General features: G+C 59.4%; 12 protein-coding genes and 1 pseudogene. 10 read left to right on the top strand and 3 right to left on the bottom strand.

All coding sequences use genetic code 11. The features are described 5' to 3' along the window. Positions 1-60: 60 nt before the first annotated feature. Together metH and metF are read right to left on the bottom strand one after the other, a co-directional pair. Positions 61-3,767, bottom strand: a pseudogene (metH, locus tag NIM86_RS12420) (methionine synthase). Between the two features lie 5 nt (positions 3,768-3,772). Next, positions 3,773-4,714 carry a methylenetetrahydrofolate reductase [NAD(P)H] gene (gene metF / locus NIM86_RS12415; protein WP_253382581.1) on the bottom strand — a complete coding sequence of 314 codons (942 nt, stop codon included), beginning with the start codon at positions 4,712-4,714 and terminating at the stop codon, positions 3,773-3,775. Between the two features lie 250 nt (positions 4,715-4,964). Between metF and NIM86_RS12410 the strand changes: the two genes are divergently transcribed. From NIM86_RS12410 to NIM86_RS12395, 4 genes are all read left to right on the top strand, one after another. Further along, positions 4,965-6,995 (top strand): EAL domain-containing protein, encoded by a 2,031-nt coding sequence (locus NIM86_RS12410; protein ID WP_253382579.1) that lies wholly within the window; start codon positions 4,965-4,967, stop codon positions 6,993-6,995. A gap of 135 nt (positions 6,996-7,130) precedes the next feature. Then, entirely contained in the window at positions 7,131-9,785 is a 2,655-nt protein-coding gene (locus NIM86_RS12405) for an HWE histidine kinase domain-containing protein (protein WP_253382577.1), read from the top strand. A 156-nt stretch (positions 9,786-9,941) separates the two neighbouring features. Then, positions 9,942-10,301, top strand: a complete 360-nt coding sequence (locus tag NIM86_RS12400; RefSeq protein ID WP_253382575.1) for a response regulator — start codon at positions 9,942-9,944, stop codon at positions 10,299-10,301. Positions 10,302-10,377: 76 nt separating this feature from the next. Beyond that, positions 10,378-10,908, top strand: a complete 531-nt coding sequence (locus NIM86_RS12395) for a superoxide dismutase family protein (protein ID WP_253382573.1) — start codon at positions 10,378-10,380, stop codon at positions 10,906-10,908. A gap of 55 nt (positions 10,909-10,963) precedes the next feature. Here NIM86_RS12395 and NIM86_RS12390 read toward each other — a convergent pair whose 3' ends face one another. Next, complete coding sequence (locus NIM86_RS12390) at positions 10,964-12,487, bottom strand: cryptochrome/photolyase family protein (RefSeq protein WP_253382571.1); 1,524 nt, start codon at positions 12,485-12,487, stop codon at positions 10,964-10,966. Positions 12,488-12,678: 191 nt separating this feature from the next. Here NIM86_RS12390 and NIM86_RS12385 point away from each other — a divergent pair, with 191 nt between their 5' ends. From NIM86_RS12385 to NIM86_RS12360, 6 genes are all read left to right on the top strand, one after another. After that, positions 12,679-13,611: a branched-chain amino acid ABC transporter permease LivH gene (locus tag NIM86_RS12385; RefSeq protein ID WP_253382569.1), complete on the top strand. Its 933-nt coding sequence runs from the start codon at positions 12,679-12,681 to the stop codon at positions 13,609-13,611. Continuing rightward, positions 13,611-15,272 (top strand): high-affinity branched-chain amino acid ABC transporter permease LivM, encoded by a 1,662-nt coding sequence (gene livM, locus NIM86_RS12380; RefSeq protein ID WP_253382568.1) that lies wholly within the window; start codon positions 13,611-13,613, stop codon positions 15,270-15,272. The genes NIM86_RS12385 and livM overlap by 1 nt, the downstream gene beginning before the upstream one ends. 4 nt (positions 15,273-15,276) lie before the next feature. Continuing rightward, positions 15,277-16,254 carry an ABC transporter ATP-binding protein gene (locus NIM86_RS12375; RefSeq protein ID WP_253382566.1) on the top strand — a complete coding sequence of 326 codons (978 nt, stop codon included), beginning with the start codon at positions 15,277-15,279 and terminating at the stop codon, positions 16,252-16,254. Beyond that, entirely contained in the window at positions 16,251-16,979 is a 729-nt protein-coding gene (locus NIM86_RS12370; protein ID WP_253382564.1) for an ABC transporter ATP-binding protein, read from the top strand. The genes NIM86_RS12375 and NIM86_RS12370 overlap by 4 nt, the downstream gene beginning before the upstream one ends. A gap of 6 nt (positions 16,980-16,985) precedes the next feature. After that, positions 16,986-17,330 carry a DUF6867 family protein gene (locus tag NIM86_RS12365; protein ID WP_253382562.1) on the top strand — a complete coding sequence of 115 codons (345 nt, stop codon included), beginning with the start codon at positions 16,986-16,988 and terminating at the stop codon, positions 17,328-17,330. Positions 17,331-17,464: 134 nt separating this feature from the next. Further along, positions 17,465-18,691 (top strand): branched-chain amino acid ABC transporter substrate-binding protein, encoded by a 1,227-nt coding sequence (locus tag NIM86_RS12360; RefSeq protein WP_253382560.1) that lies wholly within the window; start codon positions 17,465-17,467, stop codon positions 18,689-18,691. The last annotated feature ends 101 nt before the right edge of the window (positions 18,692-18,792 follow it).

The following is an 18,792-nucleotide window of genomic DNA, read 5'->3' as shown; positions in this document are numbered from 1 at the left end:
AACAAAAATGGCGATCCAGATCAGCCAGCGCAGCATCGCAATCCTTCCTTTCCGCCCGTCCTAGCGATCGTAGTTGAGGATCGGGGCAAGCCAGCGCTCCATGTCTGCCAAATCCATCTTCTTGCGACGTGCGTAATCCTCGACCTGATCCTTTTCGATCTTGCCGACGCCGAAATAAACGCTGTCCGGATGGCTGAAGTAAAGGCCGGACACCGATGAGGCGGGATGCATGGCGAAGCTTTGCGTTAGCGTGACGCCAGCTTCTTCGGTGGCGTTTAGCAGTGAAAAAAGCGTCGCCTTTTCGGTGTGGTCGGGCTGGGACGGATAGCCCGGCGCCGGGCGGATGCCGCGATATTTTTCGCCGATCAACTCTTCGTTGGAGAGCGTTTCATCGGGTGCATAGCCCCAGAACTCCCGGCGGACGCGCTGATGCATGTGTTCGGCGAAGGCTTCCGCGAGACGGTCGCACAGCGCCTTGAAGAGGATATTGTTATAATCGTCATTGGCCGTGATGAACGCCTTGGAACGAACCTCCTCGCCAAGCCCGGCGGTGACGCAGAAGCCGCCGATCCAGTCTTCATCCGGCGAGACGAAGTCCGAGAGGCAGTAATTGGGACGCTTGTTGCCGCGTTTCTGGATCTGCTGGCGGAGGCCATGGAAGGTCGCGATCCGGTCTTGGCGGGCATCGTTCTCGAAAACCGCGATATCGTCCGCGCCATCTTTGCGGGCCGGCCAGAAGCCGATTACGGCGCGCGCCTCTACCCAATTTTCGGCAACCATCTGGTCGAGCATCTCGTTGGCGTCGCGGAAGAGGTCGCGCGCCGCCGGACCGTAATCGGCGCTGTCCAGAATGGCCGGATAGCGGCTTTTCATTTCCCAGGTCGCGAAGAAGGGCGTCCAGTCGATCGCTTCGCGCAGTGTCGCCAGATCGTAGTCGACAAAATTTCGGATGCCGGTAAAGGTCGGAGCAGGCGGCGTGTACGTTTCGAAATCGAGTTTTGCGGCGTTGTCGCGCGCTTCCTTGAGCGTCAGGCGCTCCTTCTTGCCTTGCGCGTCCAGATGGGCGGCGCGCGCTTTTGCATTTTCTTCGCGAACACGGGAAACGTAGCCGGCCTTCTGCTCGCCCAGCAACTGACCCACGACGCCAACGGCACGCGAAGCATCCGTCACATAGACAACGGCGTCATTGTCGTAGGCCGGTTCGATCTTTACGGCGGTATGGGTGGACGAGGTTGTCGCACCGCCGATCAGAAGTGGAATGCTCATCTGTCTGCGCTGCATTTCCTTGGCGACGTCCACCATCTCGTCGAGCGATGGCGTGATGAGGCCGGACAGGCCGATCATATCGACCTTGTTGTCATTGGCTTCTTGCAGAATCTTTTCGGCCGGCACCATGACGCCGAGATCGATCACGTCATAACCGTTACACTGCAGCACGACGCCGACAATATTCTTGCCGATGTCGTGGACATCACCCTTCACCGTCGCCATCAGCACTGTGCCGTTCGACTTGCCGGCCTGGCCGCTCTCTTCCTTCTCCGCTTCCAGATAGGGAAGCAGATGGGCGACGGCGGCTTTCATGACGCGGGCGCTCTTGACCACCTGCGGCAGGAACATCTTGCCGGCGCCGAACAGATCGCCCACGACATTCATGCCGTCCATCAGCGGTCCTTCGATGACATGAAGCGGGCGTTCGGCCTTCTGGCGCGCTTCTTCGGTGTCGTCGACGATGTAGTCGGTGATGCCGTGGACGAGCGCATGTTCCAGGCGCTTCTCGACCGGCTGTTCGCGCCATTTCGTATCCTGTTGGCGGGCTTTCGCACCGCCTTCGCCGCGATATTTGTCGGCGATGGCGAGGAGGCGGTCGGTCGCATCGTCGCGGCGGTTGAGGATCACGTCTTCGACGGCCTCGCGCAGCTCTTCGGGTATGTCGTCATAGATTGTCAGCTGGCCGGCATTGACGATGGCCATATCCAGACCCGCCGGAATGGCGTGATAGAGGAAGACCGAATGCATCGCCTCGCGGACCGGTTCGTTGCCGCGGAAGGAGAAGGAGACGTTGGACAGCCCGCCTGATATGCGGGCGTGCGGCAGATTGGCCTTGATGCGCCGGCATGCTTCGAAGAAGGCGACGGCATAGTCGTTGTGCTCTTCGATGCCGGTGGCGACGGCGAAGATGTTCGGATCGAAGATGATGTCTTCCGGAGGAAAGTCGATTTTCTCGACCAGAAGATTGTAGGCGCGTTCGCAGATCGCGAATTTGTGCTCGGCGGTTTCGGCCTGGCCCTCTTCGTCGAACGCCATGATGACGGTCGCCGCGCCATAGGCTTTCAGCTTACGCGCCTGTTCGAGGAACTGGGCTTCGCCTTCCTTCAGGCTGATCGAATTGACGACCGCCTTGCCCTGCACGCATTTCAGCCCGGCTTCGATCACCTCCCATTTGGAGCTGTCGATCATGACCGGCACGCGAGCGATGTCCGGTTCGCCCGCCATGCGCTGCAGGAAAGTGGTCATGGCTTCGACGCCATCGATCAGGCCGTCATCCATATTGACGTCGATGATCTGCGCGCCGTTCTCGACCTGCTGGCGGGCAACGGAGAGCGCGTCTTCGAACCGGCCGTCGACGATCAGTTTCTTGAACTTCGCCGAGCCGGCGACATTGGTGCGCTCGCCGATATTGACGAATTGGCTGGAGGCGGCCTGACTCATGCGTTCACCGCGATCTGGAAGGGTTCGAGACCGGACAGACGAAGCGTCGGCGTAATTTGGGGCGGCATATGCGGCTTCGTTGCCTCGACGGCCTTCGCAATGGCGCGGATGTGATCGGGCGTGGTGCCGCAGCAGCCGCCGAGAATATTGACGTAGCCTTCTTCGGCCCAGGGCTTGAGCTGCGCCTGCATCTCGTCCGGTGTCTGATCGTATTCGCCGAAGGCATTGGGCAGGCCGGCATTCGGGAAGGCGAGGATGCGGCAATCAGCGGCCTTCGAGATTGCGACGATATGCGGGCGCATCTCGTCCGCGCCGAGCGCACAGTTCAGCCCGATTGCGAAAGGCTTGGCGTGCTTGACCGATAGCCAGAAGGCTTCGGGCGTCTGGCCGGAGAGGGTGCGACCGGAACGGTCGGTGATCGTGCCGGAAATCAGAATGGGCTTCTCCTCGCCATGCGCGTCGAACGCCTCCTGCGCGGCAAGAATGGCGGCCTTGGCGTTGAGCGTATCGAAGATCGTCTCGATCAGCAGCGCGTCGACATTGTCGAACATCGCGTCGATCTGGCCGCGATAGGTCTCCTTGACCTCATCGAAGGTCACATCGCGAAAGCCGGGGTCCTCAACCTTCGGCGAGATCGACAGCGTTTTGTTGAGCGGGCCGATGGAGCCGAGCACGGCGCGCGGCTTGTCAGGTGTTTTGCGCGTCCACTCATCGGCGCATTGACGGGCGACCTTCGCGGCGGCGGCGGCGATCTCGCCGGCATGATCCTGCAACCCGTAATCGGCCTGGCTGATCGCGGTTGCATTGAAGCTGTTGGTTTCGATCAGATCGGCGCCCGCTTCCAGATAAGCATCGTGAACCTTGGCAACGGCCTCGGGTTTGGTGAGCGACAAAAGGTCATTGTCACCCTTCAGCGGAAGCGCCCAATCGGCAAATCGGTCGCCACGAAAATCCTCTTCCTCCAGGCTCTGTCGCTGAAGCATGGTGCCCATGGCGCCGTCGAGAATAAGGATGTGGCTCTTGGCTCGCTCGGTAATGGCGTTCCAGCGTTCGGACATGGCAATCAATCCCTTTGGCGAATGCGGGCATGGGCTTCGCCGAGAGCGCGGCTGACCGCAATTGCGATATCAGCACGGTTCAGCGTGTAAAGGTGAAAATCGCGGACGCCGCCATCGTAAAGTTCGGCGCACAAATCGGTCGCTACGGAAGCTGTCAGCATCTGCCGTGTCAGAAGGTCGTCTTCCAGCCCTTCGAACAGACGTCCGTACCAGCCGGGCACATCGACGCCGACAGCGCCCGCCATACGCGAGAGACCGGCAATGTTGGGTTGCAACATCACGCCCGGCACGATGCCGATATCGATTCCAGCATCGGCGACGCGATCACGAAAACGGAAGAAAGTGTCCGCCTCGAAAAAGAACTGTGTGATCGCTTTCGTCGCACCGGCATCGGCTTTGCGGCGCAGGACATCCAGTTCGGTCTGCCAGTCAGCACTTTCGGGGTGGCGCTCAGGATAAGCCGAGCAGAAGATTTCGAAATCGTGCCGCTTCCTGAGACCGGCGATCAGATCGGGCGCGTAGGAATAGCCTTCCGGATGCGGCTCGTAGCGGCCGCCGAAGCCAGAGGGCGAGTCGCCGCGCAGTGCGACGATGGAGCGGATGCCGGCGTCCCAAAGGCGATCGGCGACGTCATCGATGTCGTTGCAGCTTGCCCCGACACAGGTCAGATGTGCGGCTGGCGTCAGCGACGTTTCACGCACCATGCGCGCCACGGTCCCCAATGTGCGCTCCTGCGTCGATCCGCCAGCGCCATAAGTTACCGAAACATATGAGGGCTGAAGCATCTCAAGACGCTTGACCGCATACCAGAGGTCCGCTTCCGCCTTTTCTGTCTTGGGCGGGAAAAACTCGTACGACACTTTCACGTGCGCTTCGTTGGCGCCATCGAGCCGAATAGCGGCGGGCTGTCTGTCGACATCCCGAAGGGGTAGTTGCGGGCTCGCCATTCCTGTCTCCGTTGGATTTTGCTTCCGGCGCTGTCACGCACGGTCTCGCCGCGAAAGACGCCAAAATAAAGCGCCAATATGGGCTGAGAAAAAGACATAAACAATTCTTTATGTCTTTTGTCAATGAGGCACCGCTGAACTGCGAAAGGCATCGCCTGACACTGCGTAAGGCGCAATTCGATACAAATTAAGCAGGCGTCAAGGGTTTGGAAGGCAAATTGACGTCCGTTGCCATGGGAAACACGGGTCAATGCCGGCCAAGCAAAGCTATCGTATTCTTCTCGCCGACGCCGAGCGCGACCGAATGCTTGTAGTGCGCGAAGCTCTGGGCGAACTGAACCGGACCTCGCTGGCCGTGAAGACCTGCCACAGCGCCGGCGCGATGATAGGTCTGCTCAAAACCGGCAATTTCGATCTCATTTTGGCCGCGGCCGATCTACCGGGCTGCTCCGGCGCTGAGCTTCTGCGATGGATGAAAGTTCAGGTCAAGCAAGTGCCCGTCGTTCTGATCGCTCCAGAATGGCTGGCTGCAGAAGAAGCGGAATATAGTGGCGCTGCGGACTTGCTGCATCATGGGGAACTGACGGCTCCCATTCTGGATCGCGCTATCCGCTATGCCGTTTATGGCCATGACCGGCAGGCCATGACCATGTCGGTTCTTGAAAATACCGAAGCAGCGATTGCCGTCATCGACAGCGACAATCGCGTCAAAATGGCCAATTCAGCCTTCTGGAGCGCAGCCGCGCAATCGGCGGCCAGTGCCGGCCGCTTTCAGTCCGACGTTCTGCTTGCAAAGGTTCTGCGAAACGAGACCGGCCAGATTCACGTGGGCGAACGGGTTTTCGAAAGCCGGATCGTCGACCTGCCGCACGATTTCCGCTCCATTGTCCTGGTCGATGTCACGCGGCACGCCATGGCGCTTGAGGAGCGGCGCGATACGGAAAGGCGTATCACTTACCTGGCGACGCACGATCCCCTGACGGGACTGCCAAACCGCCTTGGGTTCAGTGGCGAGATCAACAAGCGTATCCGCTCGGCCAAGCTTGAGGAACGCGAGTTCTATCTTATCACTTTCGATCTGAAGCGTTTCAAGGAAATCAACGACGTTTTCGGTCATGCGACCGGAGACGGGTTGCTGAAATGCGTGGCCAAACGGATGCGCGAATGTTTGCGAGAGAACGAATATCTGGCGCGTCTCGGCGGCGACGAATTCGTAGTCTTGCAACCGAAAACCACAGACGACGACGACAAGCTGCCATCCTCCGTCCGACGGGTGCTGAACGCCTGCGACCAGAGCTTCAGCGTCAAGAAAAAGCTTATCAACGTATCGCTCAGCGCCGGTATCTCGATCTATCCGTCTCATGGAAAGACGGCCGAAGAGCTTCAGGCCAATGCGGGATGCGCGATCAGTCGCATCAAACAGAACCCGCTGGAGCGGGTCTGCACCTTCGACGAAAATATGGATAGGGCACTCCGTAAGCGCCGGACGCTCGCCGCCGACCTGCAGAAAGCCCTCGAAGAGAAGGCCATCGAGGTCCACTTCCAGCCGAAAGCCGAAGTGGCCGATTGCCGTTTGACAGGATTTGAAGCGCTGGCGCGTTGGACGCATCCGGAACTCGGTCCGATTTCGCCCGTCGAGTTCATCTCCATCGCCGAAGAATACGGTATGATTATCGAACTGGGCCGGTGCCTGATGGAGAAGGCGTGTTCCATTGCGTGCGACTGGCCGGACAATCTTCATCTGGCCATCAATGTCTCGCCTGTTCAGATCATCCATACCGATCTGGTCGAGACGGTTCGTGAAACGCTGCTGACGACCGGCTTCAATGCCAAGCGGCTGGAGATCGAAATCACCGAATCGCTGCTGATCGGCGATACGGAACGCACGCTGGACGTTCTGCGTAAATTGCGAGCCATGGACATTTCGATTGCCATGGACGATTTCGGTACGGGTTATTCCTCGCTTTCGGCCCTCATGGCGTTCCCGTTCGATACGCTGAAGATCGACCGGACTTTCATCGAGAAGATCACCCACAATCCGCAAGCCTATGAAATCGTCCGATCGGTTATCGGCTTGGGACGGATGATGGACTTCAAGGTCGTCGCCGAGGGCGTCGATATGCAAAGCCACATCGACTTCCTACGCGAACATGGCTGTTCCGAGATGCAGGGCTTTCTCCTCGGCAAGCCCATGCCTGCCGATCAGGCTGCCAGGCTGATCGAAGCCGGCCCGGTGCTCGAATACGAAGCTCTGCCGGACCGGGAGGCCCGCGCGGCGTAAAGTGTAAAAACTCGCCGCGCCGTATTGACCGGGGTCGGCAATACACAATTTGAAAAAAGCCATGGAATCGAGAGCCACTATCCGTTGTATTCCGGCTGAAGCTTGTCCATGTTTGCCTCTGATTTGGCGGGACTCATGGAAAACCGATTGATCGGCAACATTCTTGGTGATGTGCACCAGCGCCGGCTCGGTGTGCTGCCGGCCAACGCTTTCGCATTCCTGTTTTTCTTTATGGCGTCCGGGGGTGTTCTTTACCTGTCCGACCGCACCGATACGTTCGCCCCGGTCTGGCCTGCCGCAGGAGCGGCGCTGGCCATGATTTCGCTGTTCGGCCACCGCGTCGTTCCGGGTATCTTTCTTGCGAGTTTTACGGCGCTTCATCTCTTCGCCGGCAATCTGGATTTTGGCGAGGCTCTGGTCATTGCTTCCGTCGATGTAGCGGGGCCGGCATTGGGCGTGGCGGCGGCCCGGCTGATCGGTGTGCGCGATCCCTTCGAGCGGGTTTCAACCCTGATGCTCTTTCTGGTGGTCGCCGGCATACCGAGTGCCTTCGCCACCGTCGGGACCTCGCTGATCGTCGAGACAATGAACGGCCATCTGCCAGCGGACAGGTGGCACGATCTGGGGCTGGTCCTTCTGCTCGGTCAACTCGTCGGCATCGTCACCATCTGGCCGCTACTGGAAAGCTGGTGGCGGTATGGCGTACCGCCGCGCCCCGCCTTGCTCGTCCTGATCGTGGCTCTCATCGTGGGGTTTACGAGCACGCTGCTGCTGACCAACAGCATCTATTTCCGGTTCATCCATATCGCGCCGCTCATCATCTGGGCTTCGCTCGCCTACGATGTGCGCGGCGCATCGCTCGCCGTCGCGCTGGTCGGACTACTCTACAGCGTCAATCTGATCTGGCAGGCCGAGACGGTGATGGGCGTGGACATGGTTCAGGGCCGCACTGCGTTTCTGCAACAGCAACTTCTCATTATCGGCGCAATCGCTCTGGTTGTCGGGGTTATCGATTATTCCCGGCAAAAGAAGCAGCAGGACCGGCTTTCCCTTGCCGCCGACGCTGCCGGGCTCGGCTTTTTCGAAGCCAATCTGAAGACGGGCGTGATGCTTGTCGATAAGCGCATCCGCCAGATACTCGACCTGCCGGATTCGAAAGAGCCAATTCGGATCGTCACTTTTCTCAATCAGTTGCATCCGGACGATGCGGATGCGCTTCGCTCGACGCTTCTTCATGACGACCGGAGCCATGCTACGACTTTCACCGTCGAGCCACGCATCGACGATGCCGCATCGGCGCTGCCACGCTGGGTCTCGATCAATGGGCGGATCACCCATGAACGCCGCAGCATGAGCCCGACGCGGATCATGGCGCGCGGTTCGGTGCGCGACATTACCGAGCGCAAACGCGTCGAGCGGCGCGTCAGGCAGCACGAGCGTCTGCTGCGCGGTATTCTGGACAGTCTTGCCGCGTGGGTGGCGGTGGTCGGACCGGACGGCACAGTCGTGGAAACCAATGAGGGCGATTTCGCCAGTCTCGACCGTTCCATGAGAGGGCTTCTTGGTACGAAGATCTGGAACGAGAGCTGGTGGAATGGCAGTGCCGACGCCGCCTCGATCGTGCGCGAGGCCGTCCAGGCCGCGACACGCGATGGCGAGACCTCCCGCTTCGACATTTGTATGAGCGGCCCCGATGGCAACACCGCATCAGAAACCTTCTGGGTCGACCTGCAGATCGCACCACTCCAGGGCGCTCCGATCACTGGTTCTGTCGTGCTGTCCGGTATCGACATCACGTCACGGCGCTCCGCCGAGAAGCTGTCCCGCAGCCTTGGCGATATCATCAACGCGACGCCAGACTATGTGGCGTTTGGAGCGCCCGACGGTTCTGTCAGGTTCCTTAATTCCGGTGGCCGCCGCCTTCTTTCCGAAGGTGGGGACATGAGCGATGCATACGATCCGGTGCCGCCCGAAGCACCGAACCTTTTCACCAACCTGAGCGACGACCAGCGTGACAAGCTGTTCACCGACGGTTTCTGGATGGGCGAGAACACGCTGGAACTGCCGGATGAGCGCCGGATACCCGTCAGTCAGGTGTTGATCGTCCATAAGGATGACGGGGTCGTGACGTCGCTCTCGACGATCATGCGCGACATGACGGAACAACAGCGGAGCGTGGAACGGCAATCGCTTCTCATGCGCGAACTTTCACACCGGGTAAAAAACACGCTCGCCGTCATTCAAGGCATGGCGCGGCAGACGCTTCGCACGGCAGACAGCCCTCAGAAATTTGCCGACAGTTTCCTGGGGCGCATCGCCAGCCTTTCGGCGAGCCACGCCCTGTTGACCGAGCGTGACTGGTCGGCGCCCAGCCTGCGCGAAGTCATCCACTCGCAGTTGAAACCCCTTCTGGGCGCGGATCGGACGGTCGAAATCGCTGGCCCCAAGGTCCTGTTGCCTGCGGAAACGGCCACGCAGTTCGGGCTCGTGATCCACGAACTCGGAACCAATGCCATCAAGCACGGAGCGCTCGCTTCCGACGACGGCACCCTTTCCATATCGTGGACGATGGGGAGCGAAAGAAAGCTGCATTTTGTCTGGAAGGAGCGGCATTCGTCGGCGCGATCCTACGATGATAGCGAGACCACCGGGTTCGGTACGCGCCTGCTTCAAATGACGGCGATCGAACTGGAGCGGCGTTTCGAGATCGATGGTTTGCGGGTGACGTTCGATCTGGAACTGCCGGCCGCCCCCACCCAGACCGCCGACCGCGAGACGCCAACGGCCTGACGATGGGCAGGCGTCCGGCCTAGCAACCAAACCCCGTCCCCGTGTTGCTTCAAAACGGGTCAGCTTTACCCTTCAATAACGATAAATATGCTCTTTTGGCGTGAGGGAGAAACTAAAGCGGTTATCGAACATTGTTCTTCCTGAAAGGGCAATAAAATGATGACAGTTTTATTCAAGAGCATCCTGATAGTCGAAGACGAGATGCTAATCGCCATGGACGCGGAAGATAGCTTGGAAACGGCCGGCCATGGTGTAGCTAAGATCGCACGGACGGTCAGCGAGGCGATGCGTGCTCTTCAGGATAATCAGGTCGATGCTGCCCTGCTAGACTTTAATCTGCCCGATGGCACCTCAGCGCCAATTGCGCGGTGGCTTCAGGAGCATGGCGTCCCCTTCGCAATCGTGACGTCCCAAAGCCCCAATCAGCTTTCGGGTGAAGGTCTGCCTCACTCGCGCATTTATCAGAAGCCGTCCGATTACGCGGCTATCGCGCAGGAACTCGCGGAAGCGGCCTGATCGCGGACTTTCACTGGAACGGCACACGCAGTGCAACGTTGGTCTCCCACAATTGATTTGTGAGGAGACCTTTTTCATGCGCAATGTCATTACAGCCGTTTTCGCTGGCGCGCTTACCACGGTTGCCGGCGTGGCCTCGGCCCAGGACGATGGGACGGTGAAGACCGCCACTGCGACGCTCATGGGTGCAGAGGGCGCCGAACATGGATCGGTCACGATGGAGCAGACACCCAATGGTGTGCTGCTGACGCTCGACCTGAAAGACGTTCCCGCCGGGGTCCACGGTTTTCACATTCATGAGACCGGCAAGTGCGAGCCGGATTTCAAGGCTGCCGGCGGCCACTTCGCCGAAGGCAAAGAGCATGGCATGATGGTCGAAGGTGGACCGCATCCGGGCGACATGCCGAACATCCACGTCAGTGACAGTGGCGCCCTGCAGCAGGAAATACTCAATACCGCTGTCAGCCTGAACGAGGGAGACGACGGTTTCCTGATGGACGAAGACGGTTCGGCCATCATGATCCATTCGGGCGCGGACGATTACAAAAGCCAGCCGAGCGGCGATGCAGGCGACCGTATCGCCTGCGGCGTCATCGAGATGGAATAAAAGCTCAATACCTAGACGGATTATCGGGGGCGGCGCAGCAGCGCTGCCCTTTCGTTTAGAGCGCGTCCAGAAATTGCTTGGAATCCGCGCGGATTGTGTCGACCTTCTCATCTTTGAAACGATCGAGGGTCTTGTACATCATGCCGACACGCGGATTGTCCTTCAGCCGCTCGCGGTTGCGGTCCAGAAAGTCCCAGTAAAGATAGTTGAAGGGGCAGGCGTCCGGCCCATGCTTGCGTTTCACAGCGTAGTCGCAGTGGACGCAATAGTCGCTCATCTTGTTGATATAACTTCCGGAGGCGGCGTAGGGCTTGGATGCGAACAATCCGCCGTCAGCGAAGAGGATCATCCCCACGACATTGGGCATTTCGACCCACTCATAGGCGTCGTGATAGACGATCAGATACCATTCCTGCACTTTTTTTGGATCGAGCCCCGCCAGAAGGCAGAAATTTCCTATGACCATCAGCCGCTGGATATGATGGGCGTAGGCGTTATCCCAAGTCTCTAAAATAGACTGCTTCATGCAGTTCATTTTCGCATCGCGTGTCCAGAAGAAATCGGGCAGGGCGCGCTGCGCCATCAGTTTGTTCGACTGCCCGTAATCCGGCATCTGGCTCCAATAGACGCCGCGGATGAATTCGCGCCATCCAATGATCTGACGGATAAATCCTTCTGCCGCGTTGATCGGCACTGTGCCCGCCCTCCAGGCGTCTTCAGCTTTTTCCACGACTTCCGCCGGTGACAGCAGGCCGCAATTGATGAGTGCGGAAAGATGCGAATGAAAGATCAGGGGTCGCCCCTGCTTCATCGCATCCTGATAACGCCCGAAGCAGGGCAGGGCTTCCTCGACGAACCAATTGAGATAATGCGTCGCCTGACGGCGCGTGACCGGATAGGCGAAATTCTCGAGCGTGCCGAAATGGTCGGCGAAACGCTCTTCGACCAGGTCGATCACCTTCTGCGTCATCTCGTCGACGGTCCAGTCGGGGCGATCTGGAATTTCGACCTGACCGTCGAGCGGCTCGCGATTGTCCTTATCGTAGTTCCATTGTCCACCTGCCGGTTCGCCGTCTTCGATCATGATGGCGAGTTTCTCGCGCATCATGCGGTAGAAATATTCCATCCGGAGCGTCTTGGCGCCCTCGGCCCAATCGCGGAACTCCGCATGGGTGCAGAGAAATCGATCGTCGGTGCGGATCTCGACGTCGAAGTCGAACATTTCCTCCCATTCATCCATCATCTTCCGAACGCGCCATTCGCCGGCCTCGGTCACGACGATACGATCCGGTCCGATTGCGTTGACGGCATCGATCAGCGCCTCGGTGAAGCTCTCTGGGCTGTCCGCCTCGTCGATGCATTGGTAGCGGACCTTGTAGCCCTTATCCGTCAGATCGGCTGCAAAATGACGCATTGCCGAGAAAAGGAAAGCGATCTTCTTTTTGTGATGCTTCACATAGGTGGCTTCGTCCTGCACCTCGGCCATCAGTATGACATCGCTTTGCGGATCGGCGTCACGCAGCGTGGCAATGTCGTCGGATAGCTGGTCACCGAGAATGAAGCGAAGTGTGCCGGCCATGATTCACCTTTCCCGTGCAAGTGGCATGGCAGCTAGCGCGTCGAAGGCCGGTGACGAATCCGCCCGAGCCTAAAGTTTAAGCGGGGATTGAAGCTGTGGGAAAAATAGGCGCGAGGGGGTTGGCGCGCCCCAAATTCTAAGATTATTGTCACCCAAACAGGCCTCTGGCCCATGGGGATACCGAACTCTCAATGGAATATTTCATACAGCAGCTCATCAACGGGCTGACGCTTGGCTCTATCTACGGGCTCATCGCCATCGGATATACGATGGTCTACGGCATCATCGGCATGATCAACTTCGCCCATGGCGATATTTTCACCGTCGGCGCTTATGTCGCGCTTGCCGTTATTCTGCTCCTCGGCATTACCGGCGCTACGGGCGCGACGATGCTGATCCTGGCCCTTCTGCTGGTTCTTGTCATATCGATGATATTCACCGCCGTGTGGGGATGGACCGTCGAGCGGGTGGCCTATCGGCCGCTGCGCGGCTCGTTCCGCCTCGCGCCGCTGATTACCGCCATCGGTATGAGCATCGTCTTGCAGAACTTCATTCAGGTAACGCAGGGCGCCCGCGTGAAGCCGATCCAGCCGATTATTTCCGGCGGTATTCCGCTGTTCGACAGCCGCGCCGATGGCGGTATCATCGTGCAATTGTCCTGGATGCAGCTTCTCATCATTGTCTCGACCTTCGTTTTGATGGTCGGGTTCACGCTGCTCATCACCAAAACGGCCCTTGGCCGCTCGCAGCGGGCCTGCGAGCAGGACCAGAAAATGGCCGCGCTTCTCGGGGTCGATGTCGACAAGACGATCAGCCTGACCTTCGTCATGGGCGCGGCGCTTGCCGCCGTGGCCGGTCTGATGTTCCTGCTGCTCTACGGCGTGCTCGATTTCTACATCGGGTTCCTGGCGGGCATCAAAGCGTTCACGGCAGCCGTTCTCGGCGGGATTGGCTCGCTGCCGGGCGCCATGCTTGGGGGCATCGTTCTCGGCCTTATCGAAGTCTTCTGGAGCGCCTATTTCTCTGTCGAATATAAAGATGTGGCTGCGTTCTCGATCCTTGCAATCGTGCTGATCTTCATGCCGAGCGGTCTTCTTGGCAAGCCGGAAGTGGAGAAAGTCTGATGGCGGGCGAAACCGAAAGCGGCACCGGCCAGGAACAGCCAGTCGCAACGACCCAGCCCGAAGGCGCGCAGATCAAGAGCGAAGAGCGCGCCGACGCGCCGAACCTCGTCGTCGATACCGGCCCAAGCGGCCTTTCGGAGCGGCTGAAGCAGGCAGCGGTTGCCACCTTCGTCACCGCTGTTCTGGGCTTTTTCTTTTTGCCGATCCGTACCAGCATCGCGCCGGGCGGACTCGACATCACCTGGCGCTGGAGCCTCTATGCGCTGGCGCTGATCTTTGCCTTTTTCGGCAAGCTTCTTGTCGACGCCTATCTGTTGTCTCCTGCGGGGCCGCGCGTTCGCGCAATGGTGTCGGGGCTCTTTATCCTCGGCTTTGCCGTTCTTTATGCCTGGCATCCGCTTGGCGACATTCTGTTTGGCACGGGCCAGTTCGAAGAACTCCTCGGCTCGGTTCTGATCGGAGTTGTCTTCGGCGCCATCCTCCTCGGCCTCGTCCTTCTGATTTCGCGCGCGACCGGCAAGATCGGAACGCCCGCGACAGGCGTGGCGGCTCAGAAAAAGGCAGATAGGATCACATCCTTCGGCACCTGGAGCCTGCGCATTCTTTTCGTGGTGGCGCTGCTGCTGCCATGGATCGTCATGTTTCTCTTTCCCAATCGCGACCGCCAGCTGATCGACATCTCCATTCTGATTCTGACCTATGTGATGCTGGGATGGGGCCTGAATATTGTCGTCGGTCTCGCTGGCCTGCTCGATCTCGGCTATGTCGCGTTCTATGCGGTGGGCGCTTACGCGTACGCACTGCTGGCGCAGTATCTCGGCTTCGGTTTCTGGATGGCGCTACCGCTGGCCGGCCTGTTCGCCGCGCTGTGGGGGCTTGTTCTCGGTTTTCCGGTTCTGCGTCTGCGTGGCGATTATCTGGCAATCGTCACGCTCGCCTTCGGTGAGATCATCCGCGTCGTGCTGCTCAACTGGTCCGACTTCACGGGTGGGCCGGACGGGATTGGGCGCATTCCGAAGCCGACCCTTTTCGGAATCGAGTTCAACCGGGGCGAAGGCGGTTTCGCCGATATTTTCGGGCTCGACTACGACACGATCCACCGGTTCATATTCTTCTACTACATCATCTTCGTATTGGCGCTGATTACCCATTTTGCGACCATGCGCCTTCGTCGCCTGCCGGTCGGGCGTGCCTGGGAGGCCCTTCGCGAAGACGAAATTGCCTGCCGCTCGCTCGGCATCAATACGACGCTGGTCAAGTTATCGGCCTTCTCGATTGGAGCGATGTTCGGCGGGTTCGCCGGGTCGTTCTTCGCCACCCGGCAGGGATTTATCAGCCCGGAAAGCTTCACCTTCATCGAAAGCGCGATCATTCTCGCGATCGTGGTTCTCGGCGGCCTGGGCAGCCAGATCGGAGTGGTCTTCGCGTCCATCGTGATGATCGGCGGCATCGAATTGCTGCGCAATATCGGTTTCATGTCGGTGGTCTTCGGAGAGAATTTCGACCCCACACAGTTCCGAATGCTGATTTTCGGCCTCGCCATGGTTCTGATCATGGTCTGGAAGCCGCGCGGCCTCATCTCGGCCCGCCAGCCAAGCGCCGTCTACAAGGAACGCAAGAGCATCGGAGCCGACGTGGTCGCTCAGGGCGAGGGGCACTAATCCAATGAATGTGACCACAACATCCCGCCATGGCTGGGAAAACGATCCGTTGTTGACGGTCGAGAACCTGACCATGCGTTTCGGAGGCCTCGTCGCAGTCGACAATCTGTCTTTCACTGTCGGGCGCGGCGACATCACTGCGCTGATCGGCCCGAACGGCGCGGGAAAGACAACCGTCTTTAACTGCGTTACCGGCTTCTACAAGCCAACCGAAGGGCGCATCGTTATGCGTCACGGCCCTGGCCGGCGCGACGAAGCGGTGGAGGAACTGACCGATTCCGCAGCTCGCTATGCCCGACAGGACGATGGCGCGGTTTTCCTGCTGGAGCGCATGCCGGATTTCACCATCAGTCGGACTGCCAAGGTGGCGCGGACCTTTCAGAACATCCGCCTTTTTGGCGGCATGACCTGTCTGGAGAATCTGCTCGTTGCCCAGCACAACCCATTGATGCGGGCGTCCGGCTTCTCGATCGCCGGACTTCTCAATCTTCCGTCCTACCGGTCGGCGGCGAAGAACGCCAAGGACCGGGCCATCTACTGGCTCGAACAGTGCAGGCTCATTCACCGTGCAGACGATCCCGCGGCCGATCTGCCCTATGGCGATCAGAGGCGGTTGGAAATTGCGCGCGCGATGTGTTCGGAGCCGCATCTTCTGTGCCTCGACGAACCCGCCGCAGGCCTCAATCCCCGTGAATCCGCCGAATTGAACGATCTTCTGCAATTCATTCGGGCGGAGACCGGAACGTCCATCCTTCTGATCGAACACGATATGGGCGTCGTGATGAAGATTTCCGATCATGTCGTCGTCCTCGATTACGGGCGCAAGATCGCCGATGAAACGGCGGAAGCCGTTCGCAACGACCCCAAGGTGATCGCCGCCTATCTCGGCGTCGACGATGAATCGGAGATCGAGGACGAAGAAATCCGGGCCGACCTGCATCGCGGCGAGCAACAGGCCGGAACCGAGGGAGGCGAAGCATGAGCGCGCACCCCATGCTGAAGGTCGAGGGCCTTCATGCCGCTTACGGGAAGATCGTCGCGCTTCGCGGTGTGGATGTCGAGGTCGCCAAAGGCGAGATCGTCACGCTCATCGGCGCGAACGGCGCCGGCAAGTCGACATTGATGATGAGCATTTGCGGCACGCCTCGCGCCAAGGCCGGTCAAATCCTTTTCGACGGTGAGGACATCACCACGACGCCGACACATCTCATCATGCGCAAGGGGATCGCTCAGTCGCCAGAGGGGCGCCGTATTTTCGCCCGCATGACGGTGATGGAAAACCTGCAGATGGGCGCGAGCCTCGTCGACGAGCAGCATTTCGAAGACGATCTGAGCAAGGTTTTCGATCTCTTCCCGCGCCTGAAGGAGCGCTCCGGCCAGCGTGGCGGGACGCTATCGGGCGGTGAGCAGCAGATGCTGGCCATAGGCCGCGCGCTGATGAGCCGGCCGAAATTGCTCATGCTGGACGAGCCATCGCTCGGCCTTGCTCCGTTGATCGTCAAGCAGATCTTCGAAGCAGTGCGCGAGTTGAACCGCAATGAGGGATTGACCGTCTTCTTCGTGGAGCAGAACGCGTTTCATGCGCTGAAACTGGCACATCGGGGCTATGTTCTCGTCAATGGCGAGATCACCATGACGGGCACTGGCGCGGAACTGCTGAAACGCGAAGACGTTCGCGCGGCCTATCTCGAAGGCGGCGGGCATTAGGAGATTATGATGAACCCGATCTGGGAAGTGGGCTTCGGAGATTTTTTCCTGGTCACGGTCGTTCTTGGGGGCGGGGCCGCGTTTTTGACCGGGCGCGCCGCGGCTGCGGACTGGCGCGGCGCGCGGGAGCTGGGCCTTTACGTCCTGCTGCTTGGATGCGCAGTGCGTTTTCTGCACTTCGCCCTGTTCGAGGGCACGCTCCTGCAGCCCTATTATTATCTGGTCGACGTCATCGTCCTGGCCGCGTTCGCCTGGCTCGGTCGCCAACTGACCCGCGCCCGGCAGATGAGCCAGCAATACAGCTTCGCCTTTGAAAAGAGTTCGCCGCTGACCTGGAAGCGAAAGTCTTGAAATTCCAGCACGGTGCCCACTTTTCAACGACAGTGTGATGCGCTTTGATGCCCGTCACAGGGACTAGGGAGGCAGCCGGTACACACCCTCCGTGCTGCATACCCGATAAAAACAGGGTGGAATTTGGAGCGAACATGAAGAAACTACTTCTTGCCGGCGTGGCCCTCGGTGTTATGGGTGCGGCGCCTGCTTCCGCTGAAATTCTCGTCGCTGTCGCGGGTCCGATCACGGGCCAGTACGCTTCCTTCGGTGCCCAGATGCAGGCCGGCGCAGAACAGGCCGTTGCCGACATCAACGAAGCCGGTGGCGTCAATGGTGAAATGCTCAAGCTGGTCGTCGGCGATGATGCCTGCGACCCGAAACAGGCCGTCGCGGTCGCTCAGGATTTCGCCTCGCAGGGCGTGGCATTCGTGGCCGGCCATTTCTGCTCCGGCTCTTCGATCCCCGCTTCGTCGGTCTACGCCGATGAAGGCATTATCGAGATCACGCCGGCTTCGACCAACCCGGCCTTTACGGATGATCGTCCCGGTCCGGGTATCTATCGCGTCTGCGGACGTGACGACCAGCAGGGCGAAACGGCTGGCGGTTATCTGGCCAAGAACTTTGCCGACGCCAAGATCGCGATCATCAACGACAAGACCGCCTACGGCAAAGGCCTTGCCGACCAGACGCAGGCTGCCATGGAAGCGGCCGGCAAGGAAGCCGCACTCGTGGAATCCTACACTGCCGGTGAAAAAGATTATTCGGCGCTGATCTCCAAGCTGAAAGACGAGGGCGTTTCCGTCCTTTATGTCGGCGGCTATCACACCGAAGCCGGCCTGATGGCTCGTCAGGCCAAGGAGCAGGGCATGGACCTGCAGATCGTCTCTGGTGACGCACTTGTCACCGACGAATATTGGGCGATCACCGGCGATGCCGGCGAAGGCACGCTGATGACGTTCTCGCCCGATCCGCGCAACAATGAAGGCGCTGGCGAGATCGTCAAGAAACTCGAAGATGCCGGTAAGCCGACCGAGGGCTATGTGCTCTACACCTACGCGGCGATGCAGGCATTCAAGCAGGCTGCCGAAACGGCCGGCTCGACGGAGTTCGACGCCATGGTTACGGCGCTCGACGATGGCGAGTTCGATACGGTTCTCGGTCAGCTGAGCTTCGACGACAAGGGCGACGTCTCGCTTCCGGGCTACGTCTTCTATGAGTGGAGCGACGGCAAGTACACGCAGATGGATTCTGCGATGGCCGATACCGGCTCCATGGAAAAAGAAGAAGGCGCCATGGAAGAGAAGGATGCATCGATGGAAAAGACCGACGATGCGGCCAATGACAATATGGAAGCCGGCGAGGAAAAGCAGGCTCAGTAACCAACTGAACAAGCCCTCGGAAGATATCCGCGGGCCTGATAGAGCGGGTCCGGCTGTTGCCGGGCCCGTTTTTGCATAGCAGCCCGCTCACGATGCGCTTG

This window comes from Notoacmeibacter sp. MSK16QG-6 (genome assembly GCF_024158145.1).
In the GTDB taxonomy this organism is placed as follows: Bacteria; Pseudomonadota; Alphaproteobacteria; order Rhizobiales; family Rhizobiaceae; genus Notoacmeibacter.
Note: the sequence above shows the minus strand (reverse complement) of the source record. Positions and strands in the feature narration are given on the sequence as shown.

Bases quoted from the DNA above. Each gene is read 5' to 3' on its own strand.
- NIM86_RS12360 (WP_253382560.1), top strand. From the start codon at position 17,465: ATGAAGAAACTACTTCTTGCCGGCGTGGCCCTCGGTGTTATGGGTGCG.
- livM (WP_253382568.1), top strand. From the start codon at position 13,611: ATGGCGGGCGAAACCGAAAGCGGCACCGGCCAGGAACAGCCAGTCGCA.
- NIM86_RS12370 (WP_253382564.1), top strand. From the start codon at position 16,251: ATGAGCGCGCACCCCATGCTGAAGGTCGAGGGCCTTCATGCCGCTTAC.
- NIM86_RS12375 (WP_253382566.1), top strand. From the start codon at position 15,277: ATGAATGTGACCACAACATCCCGCCATGGCTGGGAAAACGATCCGTTG.
- metF (WP_253382581.1), bottom strand. From the start codon at position 4,714: ATGGCGAGCCCGCAACTACCCCTTCGGGATGTCGACAGACAGCCCGCC.
- NIM86_RS12365 (WP_253382562.1), top strand. From the start codon at position 16,986: ATGATGAACCCGATCTGGGAAGTGGGCTTCGGAGATTTTTTCCTGGTC.
- NIM86_RS12390 (WP_253382571.1), bottom strand. From the start codon at position 12,487: ATGGCCGGCACACTTCGCTTCATTCTCGGTGACCAGCTATCCGACGAC.
- NIM86_RS12410 (WP_253382579.1), top strand. From the start codon at position 4,965: ATGCCGGCCAAGCAAAGCTATCGTATTCTTCTCGCCGACGCCGAGCGC.
- NIM86_RS12405 (WP_253382577.1), top strand. From the start codon at position 7,131: ATGGAAAACCGATTGATCGGCAACATTCTTGGTGATGTGCACCAGCGC.
- NIM86_RS12400 (WP_253382575.1), top strand. From the start codon at position 9,942: ATGATGACAGTTTTATTCAAGAGCATCCTGATAGTCGAAGACGAGATG.
- NIM86_RS12395 (WP_253382573.1), top strand. From the start codon at position 10,378: ATGCGCAATGTCATTACAGCCGTTTTCGCTGGCGCGCTTACCACGGTT.
- NIM86_RS12385 (WP_253382569.1), top strand. From the start codon at position 12,679: ATGGAATATTTCATACAGCAGCTCATCAACGGGCTGACGCTTGGCTCT.